This window comes from Streptomyces sp. cmx-18-6 (genome assembly GCF_046548915.1).
Lineage (GTDB): Bacteria > Actinomycetota > Actinomycetes > Streptomycetales > Streptomycetaceae > Streptomyces.
Map to the genome: position 1 here is coordinate 136,098 of NZ_JAEBEP010000013.1, position 24,425 is coordinate 160,522.

General features: G+C 72.7%; 21 protein-coding genes and 1 riboswitch. Of the genes, 13 read left to right on the forward strand and 8 right to left on the reverse strand.

Annotated elements, in window-relative coordinates; genetic code table 11:
• Positions 1 to 191 precede the first annotated feature (191 nt).
• Positions 192 to 593: a hypothetical protein gene (locus ACLJPL_RS27240; protein ID WP_411083577.1), complete on the forward strand. Its 402-nt coding sequence runs from the start codon at positions 192 to 194 to the stop codon at positions 591 to 593.
• 145 nt (positions 594 to 738) lie between these two features.
• On the opposite strand, the gene ACLJPL_RS27245 is transcribed toward ACLJPL_RS27240, so the two are convergent.
• Complete coding sequence (locus ACLJPL_RS27245; protein WP_411083578.1) at positions 739 to 2,115, reverse strand: uracil-xanthine permease family protein; 1,377 nt, start codon at positions 2,113 to 2,115, stop codon at positions 739 to 741.
• A 207-nt stretch (positions 2,116 to 2,322) separates the two neighbouring features.
• The gene (locus tag ACLJPL_RS27250) at positions 2,323 to 3,549 is read right to left on the reverse strand and encodes an MFS transporter (protein ID WP_411083579.1); all 1,227 of its coding nucleotides are present in this window, start codon (positions 3,547 to 3,549) and stop codon (positions 2,323 to 2,325) included.
• A 168-nt stretch (positions 3,550 to 3,717) separates the two neighbouring features.
• On the opposite strand from ACLJPL_RS27250, the gene ACLJPL_RS27255 reads away from it, so the two are divergent.
• Positions 3,718 to 4,929 (forward strand): ROK family transcriptional regulator, encoded by a 1,212-nt coding sequence (locus tag ACLJPL_RS27255; RefSeq protein WP_411083580.1) that lies wholly within the window; start codon positions 3,718 to 3,720, stop codon positions 4,927 to 4,929.
• Positions 4,930 to 5,117: 188 nt separating this feature from the next.
• On the opposite strand, the gene ACLJPL_RS27260 is transcribed toward ACLJPL_RS27255, so the two are convergent.
• Positions 5,118 to 7,493 carry a chitinase C-terminal domain-containing protein gene (locus ACLJPL_RS27260; RefSeq protein ID WP_411083581.1) on the reverse strand — a complete coding sequence of 792 codons (2,376 nt, stop codon included), beginning with the start codon at positions 7,491 to 7,493 and terminating at the stop codon, positions 5,118 to 5,120.
• A 320-nt stretch (positions 7,494 to 7,813) separates the two neighbouring features.
• Positions 7,814 to 7,944: riboswitch (FMN riboswitch) on the forward strand.
• Between the two features lie 159 nt (positions 7,945 to 8,103).
• Between ACLJPL_RS27260 and ribD the strand changes: the two genes are divergently transcribed.
• The 8 genes from ribD (at position 8,104) to ACLJPL_RS27300 (ending at position 14,060) form a co-directional block, all read left to right on the forward strand.
• The gene (gene ribD / locus ACLJPL_RS27265; protein ID WP_411083582.1) at positions 8,104 to 9,204 is read left to right on the forward strand and encodes a bifunctional diaminohydroxyphosphoribosylaminopyrimidine deaminase/5-amino-6-(5-phosphoribosylamino)uracil reductase RibD; all 1,101 of its coding nucleotides are present in this window, start codon (positions 8,104 to 8,106) and stop codon (positions 9,202 to 9,204) included.
• Positions 9,205 to 9,843: a riboflavin synthase gene (locus ACLJPL_RS27270; protein ID WP_411083583.1), complete on the forward strand. Its 639-nt coding sequence runs from the start codon at positions 9,205 to 9,207 to the stop codon at positions 9,841 to 9,843.
• Complete coding sequence (locus tag ACLJPL_RS27275; RefSeq protein WP_411083584.1) at positions 9,840 to 10,484, forward strand: nicotinamide riboside transporter PnuC; 645 nt, start codon at positions 9,840 to 9,842, stop codon at positions 10,482 to 10,484. Before ACLJPL_RS27270 ends, ACLJPL_RS27275 begins: the two co-directional genes overlap by 4 nt.
• Positions 10,481 to 11,785, forward strand: a complete 1,305-nt coding sequence (locus ACLJPL_RS27280; RefSeq protein WP_411083585.1) for a bifunctional 3,4-dihydroxy-2-butanone-4-phosphate synthase/GTP cyclohydrolase II — start codon at positions 10,481 to 10,483, stop codon at positions 11,783 to 11,785. Before ACLJPL_RS27275 ends, ACLJPL_RS27280 begins: the two co-directional genes overlap by 4 nt.
• A 42-nt stretch (positions 11,786 to 11,827) precedes the next feature.
• Positions 11,828 to 12,313: a 6,7-dimethyl-8-ribityllumazine synthase gene (gene ribH, locus ACLJPL_RS27285; RefSeq protein WP_411083586.1), complete on the forward strand. Its 486-nt coding sequence runs from the start codon at positions 11,828 to 11,830 to the stop codon at positions 12,311 to 12,313.
• A gap of 35 nt (positions 12,314 to 12,348) precedes the next feature.
• The gene (locus ACLJPL_RS27290; RefSeq protein WP_161268897.1) at positions 12,349 to 12,621 is read left to right on the forward strand and encodes a phosphoribosyl-ATP diphosphatase; all 273 of its coding nucleotides are present in this window, start codon (positions 12,349 to 12,351) and stop codon (positions 12,619 to 12,621) included.
• 66 nt (positions 12,622 to 12,687) lie between these two features.
• Positions 12,688 to 13,536, forward strand: a complete 849-nt coding sequence (gene hisG / locus ACLJPL_RS27295; protein ID WP_411083587.1) for an ATP phosphoribosyltransferase — start codon at positions 12,688 to 12,690, stop codon at positions 13,534 to 13,536.
• Between the two features lie 62 nt (positions 13,537 to 13,598).
• Positions 13,599 to 14,060 carry a PH domain-containing protein gene (locus tag ACLJPL_RS27300; protein ID WP_411083588.1) on the forward strand — a complete coding sequence of 154 codons (462 nt, stop codon included), beginning with the start codon at positions 13,599 to 13,601 and terminating at the stop codon, positions 14,058 to 14,060.
• 26 nt (positions 14,061 to 14,086) lie between these two features.
• On the opposite strand, the gene ACLJPL_RS27305 is transcribed toward ACLJPL_RS27300, so the two are convergent.
• Together ACLJPL_RS27305 and ACLJPL_RS27310 are read right to left on the reverse strand one after the other, a co-directional pair.
• The gene (locus ACLJPL_RS27305; RefSeq protein ID WP_411083589.1) at positions 14,087 to 16,003 is read right to left on the reverse strand and encodes an AAA family ATPase; all 1,917 of its coding nucleotides are present in this window, start codon (positions 16,001 to 16,003) and stop codon (positions 14,087 to 14,089) included.
• A gap of 358 nt (positions 16,004 to 16,361) precedes the next feature.
• On the reverse strand, positions 16,362 to 17,102 hold the full coding sequence (locus tag ACLJPL_RS27310; RefSeq protein ID WP_411083590.1) for a uridine kinase: 741 nt from the start codon (positions 17,100 to 17,102) through the stop codon (positions 16,362 to 16,364).
• Positions 17,103 to 17,315: 213 nt separating this feature from the next.
• On the opposite strand from ACLJPL_RS27310, the gene ACLJPL_RS27315 reads away from it, so the two are divergent.
• Positions 17,316 to 18,698, forward strand: coding sequence for a peptidase C39 family protein (locus tag ACLJPL_RS27315; protein WP_411083591.1), 1,383 nt, complete (start codon positions 17,316 to 17,318; stop codon positions 18,696 to 18,698).
• Between the two features lie 95 nt (positions 18,699 to 18,793).
• Positions 18,794 to 19,576, forward strand: coding sequence for an SAM-dependent methyltransferase (locus ACLJPL_RS27320; protein ID WP_411083592.1), 783 nt, complete (start codon positions 18,794 to 18,796; stop codon positions 19,574 to 19,576).
• A 66-nt stretch (positions 19,577 to 19,642) separates the two neighbouring features.
• Here the strand turns inward: ACLJPL_RS27320 and ACLJPL_RS27325 are convergent, their stop codons facing one another.
• On the reverse strand, positions 19,643 to 21,139 hold the full coding sequence (locus ACLJPL_RS27325; RefSeq protein WP_411083593.1) for a PepSY-associated TM helix domain-containing protein: 1,497 nt from the start codon (positions 21,137 to 21,139) through the stop codon (positions 19,643 to 19,645).
• Between the two features lie 172 nt (positions 21,140 to 21,311).
• Complete coding sequence (locus tag ACLJPL_RS27330) at positions 21,312 to 21,800, reverse strand: hypothetical protein (protein ID WP_411083636.1); 489 nt, start codon at positions 21,798 to 21,800, stop codon at positions 21,312 to 21,314.
• A 439-nt stretch (positions 21,801 to 22,239) separates the two neighbouring features.
• On the opposite strand from ACLJPL_RS27330, the gene ACLJPL_RS27335 reads away from it, so the two are divergent.
• Positions 22,240 to 23,502, forward strand: coding sequence for an MFS transporter (locus ACLJPL_RS27335; RefSeq protein WP_411083594.1), 1,263 nt, complete (start codon positions 22,240 to 22,242; stop codon positions 23,500 to 23,502).
• Here the strand turns inward: ACLJPL_RS27335 and ACLJPL_RS27340 are convergent.
• Complete coding sequence (locus tag ACLJPL_RS27340) at positions 23,495 to 24,337, reverse strand: LuxR C-terminal-related transcriptional regulator (protein WP_411083595.1); 843 nt, start codon at positions 24,335 to 24,337, stop codon at positions 23,495 to 23,497. The genes ACLJPL_RS27335 and ACLJPL_RS27340 overlap by 8 nt on opposite strands.
• Between the last annotated feature and the right edge of the window lie 88 nt (positions 24,338 to 24,425).

Sequence of the window (24,425 nt, forward strand, 5' to 3'; positions counted from 1 at the left end):
CCCGTTGGCAGCGTAACAAGGCGACCATGCACGGGTGTTCGCCCTGCCGGCCCCGTGAACGCTCCCGGAGCGCGGTCTCGCGATTCGTGCGGAGACGCCTGTGGGATTTCCCGATCTCATGACATCAGGTGGTGGACAAGTCGTTCACCGCGATCAACACCCGGGGGCAGGACAGCGTGGGCACACAAGGTGTGAGCAGGACCGTAGGCCGTCTGCCGGCATGGCTCGCCCTCGTGGCGTCGGTGAGCCTGCTGGCGACGGCCTGCGGTGAGGAGACCGGCTGCGGCAGTGGCGCGGGGTCCGGCAAGGACGCGGTGAGCCGGTTCCTGGACGCGGCGGCCCGGGACGAGTCCGACGAGGCTGTCTGCCGCTACCTCCAGGAAGGCGAGAGCGTCGATGAGGCGGTGGAGTGGGTCGCCGGGCTCGACGCCGGGGATGTCGACGCGCTGGAGGTCCGCGAGGTGCGCGGCGACCGGATGGGGGCCGAGCATCGGTTCGTCCTCGGACCTTCGGCGGCGCCGGTCGCCGACCTCGCCGTCATCGAGGTCGATGGACGGTTCGTCGTGTCGGTGACCGGCAGCACGAAGAAGTAGGCAGGCGCAGGCACGGGGGTGTCGGCGCTCGGGGCGGACGGCGTGGGGTTCTCGGCGGTGCGGATGGGCCCCGGGAGCCGATGCCGTTGCCGTGCCTGAGCGGCCGGCTCCTGCCCGCGCGGACTCCTGGACCCGTGGACCTGCGCTACGCGCCGTGCGCCGGGCCCGGGTCGGCCGACTCGGTGAGCGGCGGCTCGGCCTTCATGTGGTCGGGGGCCAGGGCCCGGAGGGCGTGGTAGCCCACGACGACGATCAACGTGCCCAGCGCGATGCCGCTGAGCTCGAAGTTGTCGGTGAACGACAGGCTGACGTTGCCGATCCCCACGATGAGTCCCGCGGCCACGGGCACGAGGTGGAGCGGGTTGGAGAGGTCGACGCGGGAGCGGATCCAGATCTGGGCGCCCAGCAGGCCGATCATGCCGTAGAGGATGACGGTGATGCCGCCGAGGACGCCGCCGGGGATGGCGGCCACGACAGCGCCGAACTTGGGGCACAGCCCGAACAGGATCGCGAAGCCGGCGGCGCACCAGTAGGCGGCGGTCGAGTAGACGCGGGTGGCGGCCATGACGCCGATGTTCTCGGCGTACGTGGTCGTGGCCGGGCCGCCGACCGATGTCGCCATCACGGTGGCCGCACCATCGGCCATGATCGCCGTGCCGAGCTTGTCGTCGAGGGGGTCGCCGGTCATCTCGCCCACGGCTTTGACGTGTCCGGCGTTCTCGGCGATGAGCGCGATGACCACGGGCAGGGCCACGAGAACGGCGGAGAGCGAGAAGCTCGGCGCGTGGAAGGCGGGAAGGCCGACCCAGTCGGCCTGAGCCACCCCTGAGAGGTCGAGACGCCAGTGGTCGACCGCTTCGGCGCCTCCGGCCGGGGAGTGGATCTTGCCGAAGACGCGGTCGAAGACCCAGGAGACCAGGTAGCCGAAGGCCAGGCCGAGGAAGATCGCGATACGCGACCAGAAGCCGCGCAGCACGACGAGGGCGAAACCCGTGAAGAGCATGGTGAGCAGCGCGGTCCACTGGTCCTGGGGCCAGTAGGTGCCGGCGGTGACGGGAGCCAGGTTGAACCCGATCAGCATGACCACCGCGCCCGTGACCACCGGCGGCAGGACGGCGTGGATGACACGGGCCCCGAGGGCGCGGACGACCGCCCCGCACAGGAAGAGGACCGCGCCGACGACCAGCAGCGCGCCGGTGAGCGTCGCCGCGTCGCCGCCCTGCGTCTTGATGACGGCGGCCACGCCGATGAACGACAGGCTGCTGCCGAGATAGCTGGGGATACGGCCCCGGGTGATGAGCAGGAAGAGGATGGTGGCCGCACCCGACGCCATGACGGCGAGGTTGGCGTCCAGCCCCATCAGGATCGGGGCCACGAAGCAGGCCCCGATCATCGAGACCACATGCTGTCCGCCGAGGCCGGCGGTGCGCCCCCAGGTGAGCCGTTCATCCGGTCGGACGACCTCGCCCGGCGCGAGGGTCTTCCCGTCGCCGTGCAAGGTCCAGCGCACGCCGAGGCTCATGGTTGCTCCCTGAAGGTCTGCTCGGTGTGCCGGCCGGTCCGCGTCCGCGGTCCGGTGTGCGGTGTTCACCTGCGGAAAAGATCAGCGCCATGGTAGTGGCGGGGCGGACGGCGGCCGCGCCGAGGGCGGTCGCGGGCCGCGCCGCCGCCCCGCCCGCGTCCCGTCCCCGCCCCGCCGCGTCCCGTCCCCGTACCATCGCGGCCGGGCTCAGCTCCCGGTCGGGCTCTTCGCCGCCGTGCCGCCCACCGCCGCGCCCGTGGCCTTCCGGTCGCCCGCCCGCAGCACGCCGGCCCCCAGCACCAGGCCGAAGGCCAGCACCGTCACCACGCCGAAGGACACCACCAGCGAGGTCGCCTCCGCCAGCGAGCCGATCGCGGACGGGGCGATCAGGCCCGAGGTGTACGTGATGGTGGCGACGCCCGCGATGGCCTGGCTCGCGTTCGGCCCGCTGCGCCCGGCGGCCGCGAAGGCCAGCGGCACCACGACCGCCACGCCCAGGCCCAGCAGCCCGAAACCGCACATCGCCGGTGCCGGAGCGGGCGAGAACACCACCAGCAGGCCGCCCGCGGTGGCCAGCAGCCCTCCCGTCCGTACGGTCCTGACCGCGCCGAACCGGTCCACGATCCGGTCCCCGGCGAGCCGCGCCACCGCCATCATCAGGGCGAAGGCCGTGGTGGAGGCGGCCGCGACCCCGTCCGAGCCGCCCAGGACGTCCCGCAGATAGACCGCCGACCAGTCCAGGCTGGCGCCCTCCGCGAACACCGCGCAGAACCCCACCGCGCCGATGATCAGCGCCGACTTCGGCGGCAGGGTGAAGCGCGGCGGCGGCTCCTCGTCCGGTTCGCTGCGCAGGTCCAGCACGTTCCGGCAGGCGGCCAGGCCCAGCACCGTCAGCACCAGGGCGGCCAGCGTGTGGTGGAGACGGGCGTCCGCGCCGACATGGGCGGCGACCGTGCCCGCCGCCGAACCGATCAGCGCACCCACGCTCCACATCCCGTGCAGCCCCGACATGATCGACTTGTCGAGACGGTTCTCCACCTCCACCCCCAGGGCGTTCATCGCCACATCGGACATGCCGGCGGTGGCCCCGTAGACGAACAGGACGGCGCAGAGCGTCAGCAGGTTCGGCGCGAGCGCGGGCAGGATCAGGGCGAGCGTCCACAGTGCGAGCAGCCCGCGCAGGGCGGTCCGCGCGCCGAAGCGGTGGCTGATCCGGCCCGCCAGCGGCATCGCGATCGACGCGCCGATCGCCGGGAAGGCCAGCGCCAGGCCCAACTGGCCCGCGCTCACGTCCGCGTGGTCCTGGATCCAGGGCACCCGGGTCGCGAAGCTGCCGGTCACCGCCCCGTGCACAGTGAAGACGGCGGCGACGGCGATCCTGGCCCGCTTCACCTGCTCCACGCTGTAGACCGTGGCGGTCTGTTCCTTCGTCATGCGGTGCTGTCCTCCCCTGGATTCCGGTGCGGGGGACTTCTCCCGGCGCTCCCGCTCCCACTGCGTCGCGTAAACTATCAGGAACCCTGCCTGATAAATAGTTCTTTCGGACTGCTCCCGCCGTCGACCCGGGGAAGGGGCTCCGCAGTGATCTGGAAGGATCCCGGTATGCCCGCATCACCGAGCACCGCTCGGGCCATCAACGACCGGCTCGCCCTGCGACTGCTCCAGCGGGACGGCCCGTTGACGGCCACGCAGCTCAAGACCCTGACCGGACTCTCCCGCCCCACCGTGGCCGATCTGGTGGAACGGCTCCGGGACGCCGGGCTGATCCATGTCGTCGGCGAGTCCGGGGCGGTCCGCCGGGGTCCCAACGCGAAGCTGTACGGGATCGTCGCCGACCGGGCGCATCTCGCCGCCCTCGACGTGCGCACCGGCAGCGTCTCCGTGGTCGTCGCCGACCTGCTGGGGACCACGCTCGCGGAAGCCACCCTGCCCATCGCGGGCGACGCCGGGACCGGGCCCGCCGTCGAGCAGTCCTTCGCGCTGCTGGAGCGCACCGCCCGCGAGGCGGGGGCCGTCGCCCTGCACAGCGTCGGCATCGGGGCCCCGGGCCTGATCGATCCGGCCACCGGCGAACTGCGCGACAGCTCCGGGCTGCCCGCCTGGCACCGGGACCTGGTCCGGGTGCTCCAGGAGCGGCTGCCCGCGACCGTACTGGTCGAGAACGAGACCAACCTCGCCGCCGTCGCGGAGCACCGGGCCGGGGCCGCCCGCGACCGTGAGACCTTCGTCCTGATCTGGCTGGGCCAGGGCATCGGGGCCGCCGTGATGCTGGACGGCAAGCTGCGGCAGGGGGCGTCCGGCGGCGCGGGGGAGATCGGCTTCCTGCCGGTGCCCGGGGTGGCCGGGCTGCCCTCGGCCGTCGACTGCGAGGGCGGGTTCTACTCCCTGGCCGGCTCGGCGGCCCTCTGCGAACTCGCCGCCCGGCACGGCGTCGAGGCGCCCGGGACGGCGGGCCGGGCGGAGGCGCCCGGGACAGAGGGCCGGGAGGAGGCGACCGCCGTGGCCGCCGTGCGCGCCGCGCTGGAGGCGGGGGAGCGGGGGGAGCCGTTCCTGGACGAGCTGGCCGACCGCCTCGCCCTCGGGGCCGCCGCCGTGGTCTCGGTCCTGGACCCCGGCTGCGTACTCCTGGCGGGCGCGGTGGGCGAGGCCGGCGGGGCCCCGCTCGCCGCCCGGGTCCAGGAGCGGCTGAACGCGCTGTCGCCGCTGAGCACCGAGGTCCGCGCCGGTTCGCTGGGGGACGGGGCCGTGCTGCGCGGGGCGCTGATCGCGGCCCGGGACGCGGCCCAGGACGCGCTGTTCGCACCGGGCGGCTGATCGGCCCCACAGTCATGCGGGAGCGCACGGGAACGGGAGCCCACGGACCGGGAGCGCACGGGACCAGGGGCCCACGGACCGGGAGCCCCCCCCGGGACCGGAAGCGCGGGAAGCCCCGGCGGTGGACCGCCGGGGCTTCGGTGGAGTGGCCGGAGGTGAGCGGGGGCCCGCTCACCTCCGTACGACCGCTAGCAGGCGCCGAGGTTCTTCCAGACGCCCCACTCGCCGGTGGTCCCGGGCTTCTCGCCCTTCGTCCACCACGAGGCTTTCCACTGGCGGCCGTCCTGGCTGACGGTGGAGCCGCCGCCGTACTCGGTGGCCGCGTTCCACGCCGGGGCCGTGCACGTGCCGCCCGGCTGCGTCGGGGTGGGCGTCGGCGTCGGGGTGGGGCCGGTCGGGTCCGGGGTCGGGGTGGGAGTCGGGGTCGGGTTCGTGCCGGTGCCGGGCTCGACCACCTTCGTACCGCGTGCCAGGTCACCGGCCAGGGAGTAGGACTTGCCGCCGAAGGTCACGGTCCAGTTGGACGGCGTGGACGTCGGCAGGTAGTAGACGAAGTCCAGCTCCACCGACGCGCCGGGGGCCAGGGTCTGCCAGGCCGGGAGCTTCAGGGAGACCCGGTTGTAGTCGCCCTTGAGGCCGCCGATGTTGTTGGCCGCCGTGTGGTCGCTGCGGATGATCGTCGTACCGAAGCCGGACTGGTCCTTGGCGTTGGCCGGAGCGGAGGTGGAGTAGTCGAACTGGAACTCCGTGCCGCCGGGCAGCGTGGCCTGGGTCCGGTTGGTGATCTTCAGCTTGGGGCTGATCGGGTAGTTGGAGTCGCCCAGCGCGAACTGGCCGAAGGAGACGTCGATGTTCACGGCCTCGGTGGGCAGGGCGATGGTGGAGCGCTTCGCGCCGTACGGGGTGGCCGACTTGAACGCGTCGTACATCGCGCTGGTCAGCGTGTTGCCGGTCTCGTACTGGCCCTTCGCCGCGTTCCACTGGTAGTCGCCCGCCAGCTCCCAGATCATCGTGCCGCCGATGCCCTTGTCGACGACGTAGTCGGCCTTGGCCTTCACCGACTGCTCGTCCTCCGTGGACAGGAAGACCTTCTTCTGGGCGTTCCACAGCCACGGGGCGACCAGCGTGGAGTCGTACTTACGGGCGTAGGTACCGGTCAGCTTGGTGTTCGCGGGGAAGCCGTAGTCGGTGAGGTAGTCGCCGACGATGCCCTTCTCCAGGTTCTTCGCGTGCCACATCGGGTTGGAACCGGCGGGCGATTCCTTGCCGTTGTCGTCCTTGTCGTGCCACAGGTTGTCGATGCCGACCGCGCCGTCACCGCACTTGGTCAGCCCCGCGCCCGCCGGGCAGTTGGTCGTGGCCGCCTTGCCCCACAGGCCGTCCGTGCCGCCCTGGACGTTCTGGAAGCCGCGGGTGTAGTAGGGCAGGCCGATGTTGATGCGGCCGGCCGGCATGGAGCCGCGGAAGTAGTGGTAGGCCCAGTCGGTGTTGAGGTAGCCGATGCCGCCGTACTGCGAGGTGGAGTACACACTCGCCTGGGCCAGTTCGGCGTCCTTGCCGTCGTCGAACAGGGTAGCGTTCGGGCCGACGTACTCGTTCCAGGCGCCGTGCAGGTCGTAGGACATGATGTTGACGTAGTCCAGGTACTTCTGCATCTGGTACGTCTCCATGCCCCGCAGCAGGTAGCCGGAGGAGGGGGCGGCGACGGTCAGCAGGTAGTGCTTGCCGTCCGTGGCGCCCGCGCGGTCGAGCTTCTCGCGCAGGGTCTTCATCAGGGCGTCGTAGCCCTTGACCAGACCGGCGCGGCGGCCGTTGGCCAGCGTGTGGTCCATCGGGTTGCCCGCGTCCTTCATGGACGTGGCGTACTCGTAGTCGATGTCGACGCCGTTGAAGCCGTACTTCTTGATGAAGGCCACGGCCGAGTCGGCGAAGGTGTTGATGCCGTTCTGGTTGACCGAGCCGTCCGCGTTGGTCGCCATCGAGTAGAAGCCGCCGGAGTTGACGCGCTTGCCGTCCGGGCCGAAGTAGCCGCCGGTCTCGGCCCAGCCGCCCACGGAGACCAGGGTCTTCACGTCCGGGTACTGCTTCTTGTACTTGGTCAGGAGGTTGAAGTGCCCCTTGTAGGGGAGCGTCGGGTCCATCTCGGCGCCTGCGACACCGGGCCAGGTCATTCCGGTGGAGGCGTTGTCGGCGCTGTCGGGGCCGACCGAGAGCTTGTTGGAGCTGTCGACGTGCGCGAAGGCGTAGTTGAGGTGCGTGACCTTGCCCCAGGGGATGTTCGGGACCAGGTAGGCGTCCTTGCCGTCCTTGCCGGTGCGCCAGTTGGTGAAGTAGCCGATGACGCGGCGCTTGTGGTCGTCGCCCATCTTCTCGCGGCCCTCACCGTCGTAGACGGAGCAGTAGGGGACGTCGACGCCGGGGGTCTTGTACAGCCCGTCCGGGCGACAGGACTCGTGGTCGGTGGCGGCGGCGGACGGGGTGGCGGCGAGGGAGGTCATCAGGAGGCCGGCGATCGCGGCGCCGGCGGCGAGCAGCGTGGCTCTCGCTCTGGTGGGGGACAGCATGTGGACGTTCCTCCTGGGGAGGTCGGCAGAACACAACTGGCAAGGGGGTGGGTCGTGTCGGGGTCCCGGTGTGCGCACACCGTGGGACCGAACCTCGGAGGTGACGCAGAGATTAAGAGGACTAGACCAGTGCGTCAATAGGTCTGGACCTTTAGCGCTCAACTTTCTGAATGACTACGTTGTCGGGTCGAAACGACTACGTTGTCGGCCGCTCATCGGCCCTACATGGCGGGATCTCGCCGGTCCCCCTGTGACCCAGCCCACAGTGCTCACCCGCATGGCCGAGGAGCGTCCGTGGCAGACTGGTTCCGTACCAGTAGCAGCGCACTCCGGGGTCGGTGCAATTCCGAACCGGCGGTTATAGTCCGCGACCCGTCCGCAGCCAGCGGCCGGTTGACCAGGTGAGATTCCTGGACCGACGGTGAAAGTCCGGATGGGAGGCAGTGCGCGGCGGTTCTTCATCGGTACGCCGCCGTGGGCGGACGCATGGCCGGGATGTCCCGGACCCCTGCGTCCCTTCTTCGGTTTTCGGCGTTTGCCCTGGTGAGCCGCTTCATCTGTCGTCATCGACAGGCCCCGGAGTCCGTGCCCGAAGAGGCAGGAGGACCCGGTGGCCACCGCAGCCGACATCACCGCCATGCGCCGAGCCATCGCGCTCGCAGCGCGCGGTCTCGGCTCCACCAGCCCCAACCCGGTCGTCGGATGCGTGATCACCGACGCCTCCGGAGCCCTGGCCGGTGAAGGCTTCCACCAGCGCGCCGGAGGGCCGCACGCCGAGGTCCACGCCCTGCGCGCGGCCGGCGAGCGGGCCCGGGGCGGCACCGCCTACGTCACCCTCGAACCCTGTAACCACACCGGCCGCACCGGCCCCTGCGCCCAGGCCCTCCTGGACGCCGGGATCAGCCGCGTCGTGTATGCGGTCGGCGACCCGAACCCGCAGGCCACCGGGGGCGCCGACACCCTGCGCGCGGCCGGCGTCCAGATCGGGCAGGGGCTCCTGGCCGACGAGGCCGAGGCGGGCAACGCCGCCTGGCTCACCTCGGTGCGCCAGGGCCGCCCGCACGTCCTGTGGAAGTACGCCGCCACCCTGGACGGCCGTATCGCCGCCGCCGACGCCACCAGCCGCTGGATCACCTCCCCCGAGGCCCGCGCCGACGTCCACCGGCTCCGTGCCGAGGCCGACGCGGTGATCGTGGGCTCCGGCACCGCCCGCGCCGACGACCCCCAGCTGGCCGTACGCGGCGTCGACGGCGCGACCCAGCCCCTGCGGGTCGTCGTCGACACCGAGGCCACCGCCGTCAAGCCCGGCGCCCGCGTCCTCGACGCCACCGCGCCCACCCTGATCGCGGTCGCCGCCGACGCCCCGGCCGGCCACCTCCCCGAGGCCGCCGTCCTGCGGCTGCCCCGCGCCGCCACCGGCCCCGGCCTGGACCTCGACGCCCTCCTCGCCGCTCTGCACGCCCGCGGCGTCCGCTCCGTACTCCTCGAAGGCGGCCCCACCCTCGCCGGCGCCTTCGTCGCCGCGCGCAAGGTCGACAAGGTCGTCGGCTATCTCGCCCCGGTCCTGCTCGGCGCGGGCCCCGCGGCCCTCGGCGACGCCGGAATCACCACCATCTCCCGGGCGTTGCGCCTCGATGTGACCGAGACGGTCCGTATCGGCCCCGATCTGCGCATCACCGCCGCCCCCGCCCCTGCTCGGAAGGGAAACTGAGTGTTCACCGGAATCATCGAAGAACTGGGTGAGGTCACCGCCGTCGAGCAGCTCGCCGACGCCTCCCGCTTCCGGCTGCGCGGCCCCGTCGTCACCGAGGGCGCGAAGCACGGCGACTCCATCGCGGTGAACGGCGTCTGCCTCACCGTCGTGGAGACCGGCGAGGGCGAGTTCACCGCCGACGTGATGGCCGAGACCCTCAAGCGCTCCAGCCTGGGCGCGCTCACCACCGGCTCCCGGGTCAACCTGGAGCGCCCGATGGCCCTCGGCGGGCGGCTCGGCGGACACATCGTCCAGGGCCACGTGGACGGCACCGGCGCCATCGTCGAGCGCGTCCCCTCCGAGCACTGGGAGATCGTCAAGGTCTCCCTGCCGCCCGAGCTGACCCGGTACGTCGTCGAGAAGGGCTCCATCACCGTCGACGGCGTCAGCCTCACCGTCGTCGACGCGGGGGCCGACTTCTTCACCATCAGCCTCATCCCCACCACCCTCGCCCTGACCACGCTCGGCCGCAAGCAGCCCGGCGACCCGGTCAACCTGGAGGTGGACGTCCTCGCCAAGTACGTCGAGCGGCTGCTCGGCGACCGTTCCGCACCGGGCCCGCTGCCGGGCGACCCTTCCGCGCGGGACCCGCGATGAGCGCCGTCTCCTGGCTGAACTCCGAGGCGTTCACCGCGTTCGGCCAGCACATCAAGTGGGCCGACATGATCGGCAACCTCATCGGCCTCACCGCCCTGGCCCTCGGCTGGCGGCGCTCCATCTGGACCTGGCCCGCCCAGCTGCTCGCCGGGGCCATCCTCTTCACCGCCTTCGCCTCCGCGCACCTTTCCGGCAGCGCGGGCAAGCAGCTCGTCGTCATCGTCGTGGCCCTGTGGGGCTGGCAGTCCTGGAACCGGGGCAAGCAGCAGGCCCAGGACGGCTCCCTCGCCGTCCGCTTCGCCACCTGGCGCGAGCGCGGTGTGCTGATCGGCGCGGCGGCGCTCGGCACCCTCGCCGTCGGCGGCCTGTTCACGCTGTTCCCGTCGCTCTCCTGGGACCCGTGGCCGGACGCGTACATCTTCGTCGGCACGATCGTCGCGATGTACGCCCAGGCCAAGGGCATGGTCGAGTTCTGGTTCGCCTGGCTCCTGGTCGACCTCGTCGGCGTCCCCCTGAACTTCGCCAACGGCTTCGCCTTCTCCGGCTTCGTCTACATCATGTACGGCGCCCTCGTCCTGTGGGGCATGCGCGACTGGTGGCTGCGTACGCGGACACCCGCTCTGGAAGGAGCCACGGCATGACTGCTCAGCCCACCTGGCTGCACCCCGGCCACGACCCGCTCGCCGAGGACCTCTCCCTGGACCCCGTCGAGCAGGCCATCCGTGACATCGCCGCCGGCCGGCCCGTCGTGGTCGTCGACGACGAGGACCGCGAGAACGAGGGCGACCTCGTCATCGCCGCCGAGATGGCGACCCCGGAGATCGTCGCCTTCATGATGAGCGAGTGCCGCGGCCTGATCTGCGCCCCCATGGAGAGCGACGAGCTGGAACGCCTCGAACTCCCGCAGATGGTCGCGGACAACACCGAGTCGATGCAGACCGCCTTCACCGTCTCCGTCGACGCCTCCGCCGCCCACGGCGTCACCACCGGCATCTCCGCCGCCGACCGCGCCACCACCCTGCGGATGCTCGCGGGCGGCGTCGCCGGCCCCGGCGACTTCGTCCGCCCCGGCCACATCTTCCCGCTGCGCGCCCGCTCCGGCGGCGTCCTCGTCCGCAACGGCCACACCGAGGCCGCCGTCGACCTCGCCCGGCTCGCGGGCCTGCGCCCCGCCGGGGCGATCGTCGAGATCGCGGGGGAGGACGGCACCATGCTGCGGCTGCCCGAGCTGATCCCCTTCGCCCGCAAGCACGGCCTGACGATCATCTCCATCGAGGACCTGATCGCCTACCGCCGCAGCAGCGAGCCGACCGTCCGCCGGGAGGCGCGGACCCGGCTGCCCACCGCGTTCGGCGACTTCACCGCCTACGGCTACCGCTCCACCGTCGACGGCGTCGAGCATGTCGCCCTCGTCCACGGCGACCTCACCGAGGGCGGCGGCGAGGACGTCCTCGTCCGGATCCACTCCGAGTGCCTCACCGGCGACATCTTCCAGTCCCAGCGCTGCGACTGCGGCCCCCAGCTGCACGCCTCCATGCGGCGGATCACCGAAGAGGGCCGGGGCGTCGTCGTCTACCTCCGGGGCCACGAGGGGCGGGGCATCGGCCTGCTCTCCAAGCTGCGCGCGTACGAACTCCAGGAGCGCGGCGTCGACACCCTCGACGCCAACCTGGAGCTCGGCCTGCCCGCCGACGCCCGCGACTACGCGGCCGGCGCGCAGATCCTCAAGGACCTCGGCGTACGCAGCCTGCGGCTGATGACCAACAACCCCGACAAGACCGCCGCCGTCCTGCGCCACGGTCTCGCCGTCACCGGCCGCGAGCCCATGCCCGTCCAGGCCGGTGAGCACAATCTGCGCTATCTGCGCACCAAGCGCGACCGCATGGGCCACGACCTGCCCTGGCTCGACGGCGCGCCCGCGTCGACGTGCGCCAACCAGTAACGACCGACCGACCGTCACCACATCACGATCTTCAGGAGAACCATGAGCGGCAAGGGTGCACCCGAACTGTCCGTACGCAACTGCTCCGACCTGCGGGTGGCCGTCGTCGCGGCCCAGTGGCACGAGAAGGTCATGGACGGTCTCGTCGACGGAGCCCTGCGCGCCCTGCACGAGCTGGGCATCGACGAGCCGACTCTCCTCCGTGTCCCCGGCTCCTTCGAGCTGCCCGTCGTCGCCAAGGTGCTCGCCGGCCGCGGCTACGACGCGATCGTCGCCCTCGGCGTGATCATCCGGGGCGGCACCCCCCACTTTGAATACGTGTCCCAGGGCGTCACCCTCGGCCTCACCCAGGTCACCGTCGACACCGGCGTCCCCGTCGGCTTCGGCGTACTGACGTGCGACACCGAGGAGCAGGCGCTCGACCGGGCGGGCATCGAGGGGTCCAACGAGGACAAGGGGCACGAAGCGGTCACCGCCGCCGTGGCCACCGCGGCCACGCTGCGGACCGTCAGCGAACCCTGGCGCTGAGTGCGCCCCGGCGACCCCGTATTCTGAGGACCATCATGGGACACAAAACCTTCGAAGAGCTCTTCGCGGAGCTCCAGCTCAAGGCCGCCGAAGGCGACCCCTCCACCTCGCGCACCGCCGAACTGGTCGACAAGGGCGTCCATGCCATCGGCAAGAAGGTCGTCGAGGAGGCCGCCGAGGTCTGGATGGCCGCCGAGTACGAGGGCAAGGAAGCCGCCGCCGAGGAGATCTCCCAGCTGCTGTACCACGTCCAGGTGATGATGGTCGCGCGCGGGATCTCGCTCGACGACGTCTACGCCCATCTCTGAGCCCGCCCCGGGCACCGCACCTCCCCGTTCCCCCTCCGCTCCCTCCGCACAAAGGAACCCGACCTCATGCTGCGCATCGCCGTCCCCAACAAGGGTGCACTCTCCGGCTCTGCGATGGCGATGCTCCATGAGGCGGGCTACCAGCAGCGCAAGGAGTCCAAGGAGCTGGTCCTGGTCGACCCGGGCAACGAGGTCGAGTTCTTCTACCTCCGCCCCCGCGACATCGCGATCTACGTCAGCTCCGGCAAGCTCGACATCGGCATCACCGGCCGCGACCTGCTCCAGGACTCGGGCGCCGACGCCGAGGAGATCCTCCAGCTCGGCTTCGCCCGCTCCACCTTCCGTTACGCCACCAAGCCCGGCACCGCCACGGGCCCGCAGGACTTCGACGGCATGACGATCGCCACCTCGTACGAGGGCATCGTCGCCGCCCACCTCGCGCAGGCCGGGGTCAAGGCGTCCATCGTCCACCTCGACGGTGCGGTGGAGACCGCCATCGAGCTCGGCGTCGCCCAGGTCATCGCCGACGTGGTGGAGACCGGCACCAGCATGCGCAACGCGGGCCTGGAAGTGATCGGTGAGCCGATCATGACCTCCGAGGCCGTCGTCATCCGCCGCAACGGCGCTCCCGCCGACGACCCGAAGGTGCAGCAGTTCCTCCGCCGCCTCCAGGGCGTCCTGGTCGCCCGGTCCTACGTGATGATGGACTACGACTGCCGCGTCGAGCACCTGGAGCGCGCCGTCGCCCTCACCCCCGGCCTGGAGTCCCCGACCATCTCCCCGCTGCACCACGAGGGCTGGGTCGCCGTCCGCTCGATGGTCGCCGCCAAGGAGGCCCAGCGGATCATGGACGACCTGTACGAGCTCGGGGCCCGCGCCATCCTCACCACGGCCATCCACGCCTGCCGCCTCTGACGGGCCCCGGCCCCCCGGGGCCGTCCACGGCCACCGCACACCCTCTCGACGGAGAACGCCCCATGTCCGCGCCCCGGCCCGAACTCCCCGCCCTCCCGGTCACCTTCCGGCCCACCCTCACCCGGGTGGTCCTGCTGAGCGTGGGGCTGGCGATGTTCCTCGTCATCACGGTCGTCGCGCTGATGCTGGAGCGGCTGAACGCGGGGGAGCGAGCCAGCTTCGTCTTCGTCGCCGCGCTCTTCCTCGGCGTCCTGGCCCTGCTCAGCAGGCCCAAGGTCACCGCCGACGACGACGGGGTCACCGTCGTCAACCTCACCCGCACCCGCAGGCTGGCCTGGGAGGAGATCCTCCGGGTCAACCTGCGGTCCGGCGACCCCTGGGTCTTCCTCGACCTCAGCGACGGCACCAGCCTGCCCGCCCTCGGCATCCAGCCGGGCATGGCCAAGCAGCAGGCCATCCGCGACGCCCGCGCCCTGCGCGCCCTCGCCGAGTCCCGGTCCGCCGGAGCCGACGACACCCCCTGACCGCCGAGCACCCGCGCTCCGAAACCTCAGGCCGACCCGCCCGGCTCCTGCTTCCCCCGGCCCACCGGACCGCGCCCGGACAGCACTTCGCCGTACGCCTGCATCAGGTCCGGCAGCCGCAGCGTGGACAGGTCCTCACGGGTCAGCGTCCCCGGGTACCCGGAGAGCCGCAGATCGCGGTAGGCGCAGCTCTTCTCGTACAGCGTGCGCAGGAAACGGCCGTTGCCCAGCTCGTCGATCCAGCCCTGGTCCACCACATGGCCGCTGATGGAGCGCAGCTCGTCCACCGCCTCCTCGTCCCACACGTCGTCGTTCTCGGCGGCCAGCACCGTTCCTATGGCGGTGAGTTCGAGCGGGCGGTAGCTGGGGAAGTCGACCCGGCTGGTGAAGCGGGAGGAGAGCCCCGGGTTGGCGCCGAGCAGCCGGTCCATGCCCTCCGGGTAGCCCGCGAGGATGACGACGAGATGGTCCCGGTTGTCCTCGGCCCGTTTGAGGAGGACCTGAAGGGCCTCGTCGCCGTACGCATCGCCCTTGCTGTAACCGGAGTTGGCCAGGCTGTACGCCTCGTCGACGAAGAGCACCCCGCCGAGCGCCGAGTCGATCAGCTCGTTGGCCTTGACCGCTGTCTGGCCCAGGAACTCACCCACCAGATCGGCGCGTTGGGCCTCGATCAGATGGTCGCCGCCGAGCAGCCCGAGCGCGTAGAAGATCCGGCCCAGGATGCGGGCGACCGTCGTCTTGCCGGTGCCGGAGGGGCCGGAGAAGACGAAATGCCGCTTCGGCGGCTGGACCGGGAGCCCCTGCTCCGCCCGCAGCCGCGCCATGTTCAACTGCGCCGACAGTGCCTTCACCTGCCGCTTGACCGGCTCCAGGCCGACCATGCGCTCCAGCTGGGCCAGCGCCTCGGCCAGCAGGACGGGGTCGCTCGGCCCGGCCGGGAAGGGCGGCGGGTTGCGGACCTTCTCGCGCCGGACGCCCGCGACGGGCGCGGGCGGGACGGGGGCCGGATCGTCGCCGAGGAGCCCGGAGTCACCGCCGACCCACGGCTCGCGGCCGTCCACCAGATCCGTGGAGAACGGCAGGTCGCCCTCCGGCTGCGCCTCGCTCACCGCTCCCTGTGCGCCCCCCGCGCCGAAACCGGTCAGCAGCACGGCGGCCAGGTCCGCCGACTCGTCGTACCCGTCGCCCTCGGAGATCGCGGCCAGCCGGGCCGAGGTGTCCATGAAGGCCGGGTCGACCCGGTGCACCGCGCGGTAGAGCGGCAGGGCGGCCGCACTGCGCCCGGTGCCCTCGTGGGCCCGGGCCAGCCAGTAGCGCAGCTCCTTGCGCTGCGGCTGCTCGCTGCGGCAGCGCATCAGGGCCGCCGACAGCAGGGGTTCGGCCTGCCCGTACATCTCCAGCCGGACCCGGGCCATGCCGCCGAAGAGACCCGCCTCGATGCCCAGCATCGGATCGTCCACGAGCTGCTCGGTGTAGCGCACCAACTGCTCCCAGTCCTTGACCAGATACGAGCGGCAGGCGTGCAGGAACCGCACCTGCGGGTCCGTGTCCACCGGCGGCAGCCCCGCCAACGCCCGGTCCAGCTCCGGGACATGGCGGCCGTCCAGCCAGTGCGAGGCGTGGGCGAGCAGCAGATCGCGCGGACTCTCCAGCAGCGGTTGCACCCACCAGCCCAGCCAGTACCAGGAGTTGAGCGGGCGGCGATGGCGGGAGCGCTGTTCGCCGAAGCGGTCGCGGTGCCGGTGCATGCGTAAGAGCGCGGTGGCGGTGTCGACGCGCAGCGCGTGGAGGCCGAGCCAGCCGTCCGCCATGCCGGGATCGATCCGTACCGCAGCCCTGAACTCGTCCTCGGCCTGCGGGTAGGCGCCCATCGTGTAGGCGTCCATGCCACGCAGCCAGGCGAGGTCGGCGGGGGCGTGTGCGCCCTGTGTGCCGATGTCCATCAGGTCCCCCACACAACCGTTCCCCAGGATGTCCCGCCCGCACATCATGCCCACCGGAGCGCGCCGAATCACTGCACGGAGGAAGGGAATTGACCGCACCGGGCTGCATCGTACCTGCGCAGAGGGCGGACGGCCGGTGAACGGCGGACCAGGGCGGGCGGTGACCCACAGTGAGGGGATCGCTCTGCGTGGTCGCCGGGCGGCGGTGCGCGCACAGAACGAAGCCCCCGATCACGGGGGAACAACCGGGGGCTTCGCGTCTGCGGGGGCTCCGAAAAGCCGCACAATGAGAACGTAAGACCAGTAAGGCCCCTCGGTCAAGCCGAGTTGCGGCACTTCCCGGCTGATTTCCGACTGCTCAGTATGGCGGACCCACCCGCCTACCGTGGGTCACGAAGCGGTTCCCTCCGGCCGTCGCACCAGGCCCCTCCCGCCACTCGTACCCCTCGGGCAACTGCCGTACCAGCGCGTCGGCGTGGGGGCGCGAGGGGTCATCGGCGAAATGCCGCTCCTCGGCGGCGGTCCAGCCGTCCCAGAACTCCGTCAGGCCCGCGCCGTCCCGCGCTCTGCCGCGCTCCCAGGAGGCGCTTCGCCCCAGCTCCATCCAGCACAGGGCCGCCAGCCACGGCCGCACCTCCCGGCGGCCCGCGCCGACGCCCTCGATCAGCACCACCGGGGCCGGCTCCAGGGTCCGCGCCGGTCCGAAGCGCCGCTCGGTCCAGTCGTACGGCGCGTACCGCGCGCTCCCGCCGCGCGAGAGCGGCAGGAGCACCTGCTCCCGCAGCCGCTCCACCCAGCCGAACAACTCCTCATGGGTCGCGAGATCGTCCAGATGGAGCACCGGCGCGACCCCGGGCGCCGGCGCCCTCTCGGGCACCCGCGCCCCCTCGGGCAGCGCCGCGCTCTCGGACTCCGGTGCGCTCTCGGACTCCGGCGCGCCACCGCGTACCGCCGGCGCACCGCCCAGCGCCGCCGCGAGCCGGGCGGCGAACGTGCTCTTGCCCGACCCCGCGTGCCCGTCCACCGCGACCAGCCGGACCGGCCCGCAGGAAGGGGGGAGCGCGCGCAGGGCGTCGGCGTGGCGGGCCAGGTCGTTCATGGCCCCAGCGTACGGGCCCCGCCCCGGCCGCCCGGGCTCGGCCGCCCCGCCCCGGCCGCCCGGGCCCGCCGCAGGTCACGCCAGTGGTCCAGACCGATATTGGTGGCGCGGCACAGGCCGAATCACTGGCCTGACCGGGTCGGGAGCCGGGATAGTTGACGCACCGATCGGCATCCGCAGCCCCACTCCCACCCATGACCGGGGGTCTCGCCCATGACCAGTCCCACCTCACGCAGGACCGTCCTGACCGCCGCGCTCGCGGCAGCGGCGGGCACCGCCGCATCCGCGGGCCCCGCGGCGGCCGTGCCCGCGGCGACGCCCAGCGCCGAGCCCTCAGCCGAGCCCTCCGCACCCCAGGCGGCAGCCCGTCCCGTGGACAACCGTTTCTGGCACACCTACACCGACTGGCGCCAGGGCTCCGGCGACGGCGCCCGGGTCCTCGCGGGCAGCCGCCCCGGCCTGGCGATCGCCACCCCGGCCGGCCGCACCGACTACACCGACCCGCACACCGGGACGACGGCCGCCTGGGAGTACGCCACCTGGACCTCGCCCGTCCACCGCTCCGCCGTCCCCGCCACCGAACTGATCACCTCCTGGAACGCCCGTACGCCCGCGGGCACCTGGATCGGCATCGAGCTGCGCGCGACCTACGCGGACGGCACCGCGACCCCCTGGTTCACGATGGGCCGCTGGGCCTCGGGCGACGGCGACATCCGGCGCACCTCGGTGGACGACCAGGGGGACCCGCACAGCTCCGTCTGGACCGACACGCTCGCCGTGGACGACGCGGCGAGCGGCGTACGGTTCACCTCCTACCGGCTGCGGCTCACCCTGTACCGCACTCCGGGCAGCCGCCTCACCCCGACCGTGTGGCGGGTCGGCGCGATGGCCTCCGACGTCCCCGACCGCTTCACCGTCCCGGCCAGCACCCCGGTCCACGCCCGTGAACTGCGGGTCCCGCGCTACTCGCAGAACGTGCACATCGGCCAGTACCCCGAGTACGACAACGGGGGCGAGGCGTGGTGCAGCCCCACCTCCTCCCAGATGATCGTCGAGTATTGGGGTCGCAAGCCCACCCCCGAGGACCTCGCCTGGGTCCGCCCCGGCCTGCCCGACCCCCAGGTCTGCCACGCCGCCCGGTACACGTACGACTACCAGTACGGCGGCTGCGGCAACTGGCCCTTCAACGCCGCCTACGCCGCGACCTACCGCGACCTGAACGCGGTCGTCACCCGCCTCGGCTCGCTCACCGACCTGGAGCGGCTGGTCCGGGCCGGGATCCCCGTCATCACCTCGCAGTCCTTCCTCCAGGAGGAGCTGACCGGGGCGGGCTACGGGACGGCGGGCCACCTGATGACGGTGGTCGGCTTCACCCCCGAGGGCGATGTGATCGCCAACGACCCCGCCTCCCCGGACAACGCGGCGGTGCGCCGGGTCTACCGGCGGCGCGAGTGGGAGAACATCTGGCTGCGCACCAAGCGCTACGACGCGAACGGGCGGGTCCGGAGCGGTACGGGCGGGGTCTGCTACGTGTTCTGGCCCTCGGGTCCGACACCGGGGCAGCGCCGCGTGCTGCGGTCGCTGGGCCTGGTGTGAGCCCGACCGGGGCGGGTCCGGCGGGCATCACGCCCGAAGGGCCAACACATCATCCCCGCAGGGGAGTTGCCAAGGCGGTGCGCTAGGTTGACCGGGTGACCGACATCGAATCGCGCATCGACACGACCCGGCCGCACACCGCCCGGATCTGGAACTACTGGACCGGCGGCAAGGACAACTACCCGGTCGACCGCGAGGCCGGCGACCGGATCCGGGCGCTGCACCCCGGGATCGGGGAGTACGCGAAGGCGGACCGGCTGTTCCTGGGGCGGGCGGTCCGCCACCTGGCCGAGCGGGAGGGCATCCGGCAGTTCCTGGACATCGGGACGGGGCTGCCGAGCGCCGACAACACGCACGAGGTCGCCCAGCGCGTCGCCCCCGACGCGCGGGTCGTGTATGTGGACAACGACCCGCTCGTGCTGGCCCACGCCCGTGCCCTGCTGGTCGGGACGCCCGAGGGGCGCACCGACTACCTGGACGCCGATCTGCGGGACGTCGACACGGTCCTGGCCGCCGCGGCGAAGACGCTCGACCTCTCGCGGCCGGTCGGGCTGATGCTGCTCGGCGTCGTCATCTTCATCGAGGACGACGAGGAGTCGTACGCGCTCGTCCGCCGGCTCATGGACGCCCTCGCCCCCGGCAGCCACCTCGTCCTCTCCCACACGGTCACGCACCCCGACATGCCGGACGTCGACGCGGCGGTGGCGTTCTGGAACGAGCACGGCACCCCGAAACTCACCCAGCGGACCCCCGCCGCCGTCCGGCGCTACTTCGACGGCCTGGAGCTGCTGGAGCCCGGCGTGGTGTCCTGCTCCGCCTGGCGGCCGGAGAACCCGACTCCTGACGTCGCGATGTACGCGGGCGTCGGCCGCAAGTGAAGGCGCTGCCGGGCCGGGGGAGGCGCTCGGCCGGGTGACCCCGGCCGAGCGCCTCGATCCGGACCGTCAGGCGGTACGCCGTCGCTGGACGGCCCCCACCACCACGTCGACCACCAGGAACCCGGCCAGCGTCACCCCCAGGACCGGCAGCGCCCACCCCAGCGCGACCACGGCGGGGACGCCCACGATCAGGACCGGCAGCGGCAGCCGCCGCCACGCCCCGCGCTCGGGGGCCCTGCCCACGCGCGCCGCGCGGTCACCGCGCGTGGGACGCCGCTGCCACCACATGCGGTATCCCCAGACGATCACGGCGGTCAGACCGATCGCGAGGAGCGCCAGCACGATCTGGTTGACGACCCCGAACAGCACGCCCATGTGCCCCTGGACGCCCAGCTTGCTCAGCTTGGACAGGACCGGGTGGTCGGCCCAGCGGGTGCGCGAGGTGATCTCGCCGCTTTCGGCGTCCACGGCGACCCGGTCGTAGTGCACCGGCCAGACGTTGTCGTTCTGCGCCACGACCCACGCGCTCGCCGCGTCCGCCGGGGGCGAGACCACGACGGTGCCGCCGAGCCCCGCGCCCCGGGCCGCCGCGAGGGCCGCGTCGAAGTCCGCCGGGTCGGCGTCGCCCGCCGCCTCCCCGGAACCGCCGTGCCCGGCGTGCTCCGAGTGGTCCTCTGCGGGGGCCTTCGCCCCCGGGAGCGCCGTGTCGAGCGCCGGGGCGTTTCCGCTCGCCGCGTCCAGCAGCCGCCCGAACCGCTCACCGGCGTAGTTCGACCAGGTCAGCCCGGTGGCGCTCAGGAACAGCAGCCCCAGCGCCAGCCATACGCCGGTGGCGGCGTGCCAGCTGCGCGTGCGGCGCACCCCCTTGGCCGTGCGGTCGGGGAGCAGCACGCCCCGCGCCGACTTCGCCCGCCGTCCCCGGCTGCGCCCGAGCCACAGGACGAGGCCGCCCGCGACGGTCACCCACAGCCAGCTCGCGGCGACCTCGGAGTACAGGCGGCCGGTCTCACCGAGGTTGAGGTTGCGGTGGAGGTCGTCGAGCCAGGTGGTGAGGGGCGTCGACCCGAACCAGGTCGTCAGCTCTCCGCGTACCTCGGCGGTGTACGGGTCGACGAAGACCGTGCGCTGTTTCTCGCCCAGCTCCGGCACCGCGAGCACCACCCGGGTGGTGTCCTCGGGTCCCGGCGGGGTGATCACCGAGGCCGTGGAGCCCTCGGGGTACGCCGCCCGCGCGGCGGCTATCTGCTCCGCCAGCGGGCGCGGCTCCTCGCCGACCCGCTCGACCCGCAGCTGGTCGCCGTACACGAGCTGGTCGAGCTGGGGCGTGAGGGTGTAGGCCAGTCCGGTCAGCGCGGCCACCAGCAGGAAGGGCGCGATGAGCACACCGGCGTAGAAGTGCAGCCGGACCAGGAGGTGCCGTACCGCCTCCCAGGAGCGGCCCGTCCCCGGCCGGCCCGTCGCGGGTTCCGCGGGGCCCTCGGGTCTGCCGGATGCGGGACCGGCGGTGTCGGCGTCGGTGGGATCGTGGTCGTTCTGCGGTATTTCTTCGGTGGTGCGAGACATGGGTGCTCCTCGGATGGCAGGCCGCGGGGAGACTCCGTGGACCTGCCGGGTGGGACCGGGTCCTGCCCGGGGCGGTGGGAAGCGATGGCGTGGGCGACCCGAGGGCTCCCGCCCGCACGGCTCATGGCCGCCGGATCACATCCGGCGGCCGTGGCTGGGGCGGGCGGGCTCGTCAGGCCGAAGCCGCCGCCGGCGGCCCACGCCGGTGCCGGGACCGGGCGAGGAGCGCCCCGAACCGGATCCGCCCGACCACCGGCGGCACCGGGCGCAGCCGGGGGAGACAGGGGAGCGACGGCGCGCGCCGGAGCGCGAGGCGGGGGGCGACCAGGGCCGCGAGTCGTCGCAGCACCCGCTCCCCGTGGATCACGCACAGGGCCGTGCCGAGTGTGGCCGCCGCGTGGGCCAGGGTCATGCGGGCGTCCATGAGGTGCCCGGCGTCCCCGCCCACGCCATGGCCGCCGTGCCCGGCGAGGTGGCCGCCGTGCCCGGCCGCCGCTGCCGGGCGCCCGGCAGAGCCGGGGGCCGGGAGGTAGTGGAAGGCCGTGTGCAGGCCGAACTGCGTTCCGCCCATCACCAGCGTCACGACGTCGAAGCGGCGTCGCCGGCCGCCGAGGAGCAGAGCCCCCTGCGCGGACAGGGCGAGGAGAAGGAGGGCGAGGATCCCCGCACCCGGCAGCCGTCCGCCCGCCGCGACATGGCTCACCGCGCCCAGGAACAGGCATGCCGAACCGCAGAGCAGGCCCTTGGCCGCTCGTGTCGGCCGACCGCCCGGTGCACGCATGGACACAAAGTAGCCATCCCCTTGGCGTGATTCGCTCGGGGGTCCTCGGTCAGGGTCTCTTCCCATGGGGCAGTAGTCGGCCGGGTGGCCGAAAAAGTTCCCGTGGATACGCAGGCGGGGAGCCGGGCCGTGTCCGGACGCGTCCGGGGCGGGGCGGCGAACATTGCCGCTTTACGAACACCGTGTTGCCCCGCCCCCGAAGGGGCCTCCGCGCCGAGGCGCGTGCCCTACGCTCCGACCGCGGTGCGCACATACGGCCACCGGCCCCTGACAGGTCATCGGAGGACCGCCCCATGCCGAGGTCCGCGTGGTCCGCGGCGTGAGCGGGCGAGAAGGCGCGGCGACGGCCAGCGACGCCCGGCCGTCCCTGCTGAACCGGCCGATGGTCATGCTGCTGGTGGCGTCGGTCGGCGGGATGGGCGGCTTCTACCTCCTGCTGTCGGTGATCCCCCTGTACGCGGCCACGGCCGGTGGCGGCGGCGTGGGGGCCGGGCTGACCACCGGAGTCATGATGCTGGCCACCGTCCTGGCGGAACCGGCGGTGCCGTGGTTCCTCGCGCGCTTCGGCCACCGTGCGGTCGTGGGCGCGGGCCTGCTCCTGCTCGGGGTCCCGGCGGCGGCCCTGTGCCTGTGGTCCTCGTTCCCGCTGACGCTGGCCGTCTGTCTGCTGCGCGGCGTGGGCCTGGGCATCGTCGTCGTCGCGGGCACGAAGCTGGCGGCCGAACTCGCGCCGCCCGGCCGGCGGTCCGAGAACCTCGGCCTGTACGGAGTGAGCCTGGGCGTCCCCTCGGTGCTGGGCCTGCCCGCCGGGGTCTGGCTCAGCGATCGCTTCGCCTTCGAGCCGGTCTTCCTCATGACCGCCGCCCTGACCCTGCTGGCCCTCCCCGCCGTCGCGGGGCTCCCCGGCCGGCGGACCGAGGCCCCGTCCGAGCCCACCGGCGGCACGGTGCGCGGCCTCCTGCGCGGTGTGGGGAACGGCTCGCTCGGCAGGCCCACGCTGATCCTGGCGGCCGCGACGTTCGCCGCCGGGGTGCTCGTCACCTTCCTGCCGCTCGCCCTGCTGGGCGGGCCGGGACACCTGGCGGTGGCGGCCCTGCTGGTGCAGTCGTCGATCGCTCCGGTCGCCCGCTGGGGGGCCGGGTGGTGGGGCGACCGCCACGGGACGTCGTCGCTGCTCCTCCCCTCGGTGCTGGCCGTGGCCCTCGGCACGGCGGGGCTCGTACGGCTGGAGAGCCCGGCCGTGGTCATCGTGAGCATGGTCCTGTTCGGCGCGGGGTTCGGCGCGGTGCAGAACATCACCCTCGCCTCGATGTTCGAACGCGTCCCGCGCTCCGAGTTCGGCCGGGTCAGCGTGGTCTGGAACCTCGCCTTCGACGCGGGCATGGGGCTGGGTGCGGTCGGCTTCGGCCTGCTGATCGACCGGACCGGCTACCCCTGGGGGTTCGCCCTCACCGCCGCGCTCCTGCTGGCCGTCCTCGGCCCCGCCTGGCGCGACCGGCGGGCGGGCAAGGAGCACGCGGCGGCCGGCGAACAGCGATCCGCTGCCGCCGCCCGGCTCCCGGACCGGGAGACGTTCACTTGAGCAGCCCCCGGTGTGCGGCGAGATACCCCGCCTGGAACCTGCTCTCCGCACCGATCGCCTCGAAGATCTCCGCCACGTACTTCCGGCAGGTGCGCAGCGACACCCCCAGCCGCCGGGCGATCGTCTCGTCCCGTGCGCCCTCGCTGAGCAGCCGGAGGACCGTCCGGTGCAGATCGCTCAGCTCCGCGCACTTCGCCCGGCCGTCCTCGGCCGGACTCGCCCGGCCCCAGGCGTGGTCGAACGCCTCGCACAGCAGGGCGACCACCGACCGGTCCCGGACGACCGCCGCGCCGCCCGCCGCGCGGTGATGCGGTACGAAGGCCACGGACCGGTCGAAGACGATGAGCCGGCCGAACAGTTCGGCGCTCGACCGCACGTCCGCGCCGGCCGCCGTGACCCTGGCGACGTACGAACGCGTGGGCGGATGGTGCAGGGACGACTCCTGGAAGAGGGCCCGGATCCGGACCCCTCGGCCGAGCAGCTCCACATCCCTCGCCGCGGCCCGCTGCGCCTCTTCCGCGGGCCGCCCTTCGCCCGGCTGCGCGCTGATCACCTCGGATCGGCACCGGGTCATGGCCTCCTCGATGAGCAGGGCGGTGTCCGTGGGCGATGCGAAGACCTCGATCGCGTCCCTGCTGCGGCTGGCGGTGGAGAGGGCCGAGTAGACCCCGAACAGTTCGTCGAGGTCCTGCCGGTCGCAGCTCAGTTCGGCCGTCAGCCGTCGCAGCCGGGACTCGGCCGCAGCGAGACCCGCCGCGGCGATCTGCGGATTGAGCGCGCGCCACCGCATGCCCTCGGCGTCCCGCTCTTTTCCGGGGTCCGTATGTAAGTCCATCAGACGCACGGAAACCAGGCCGTCCAACGCGTCTCTCGCCTCTCGTTGTGTCAACCCCAGGAGGTCAATTGTTTCGGCAATCGAAACA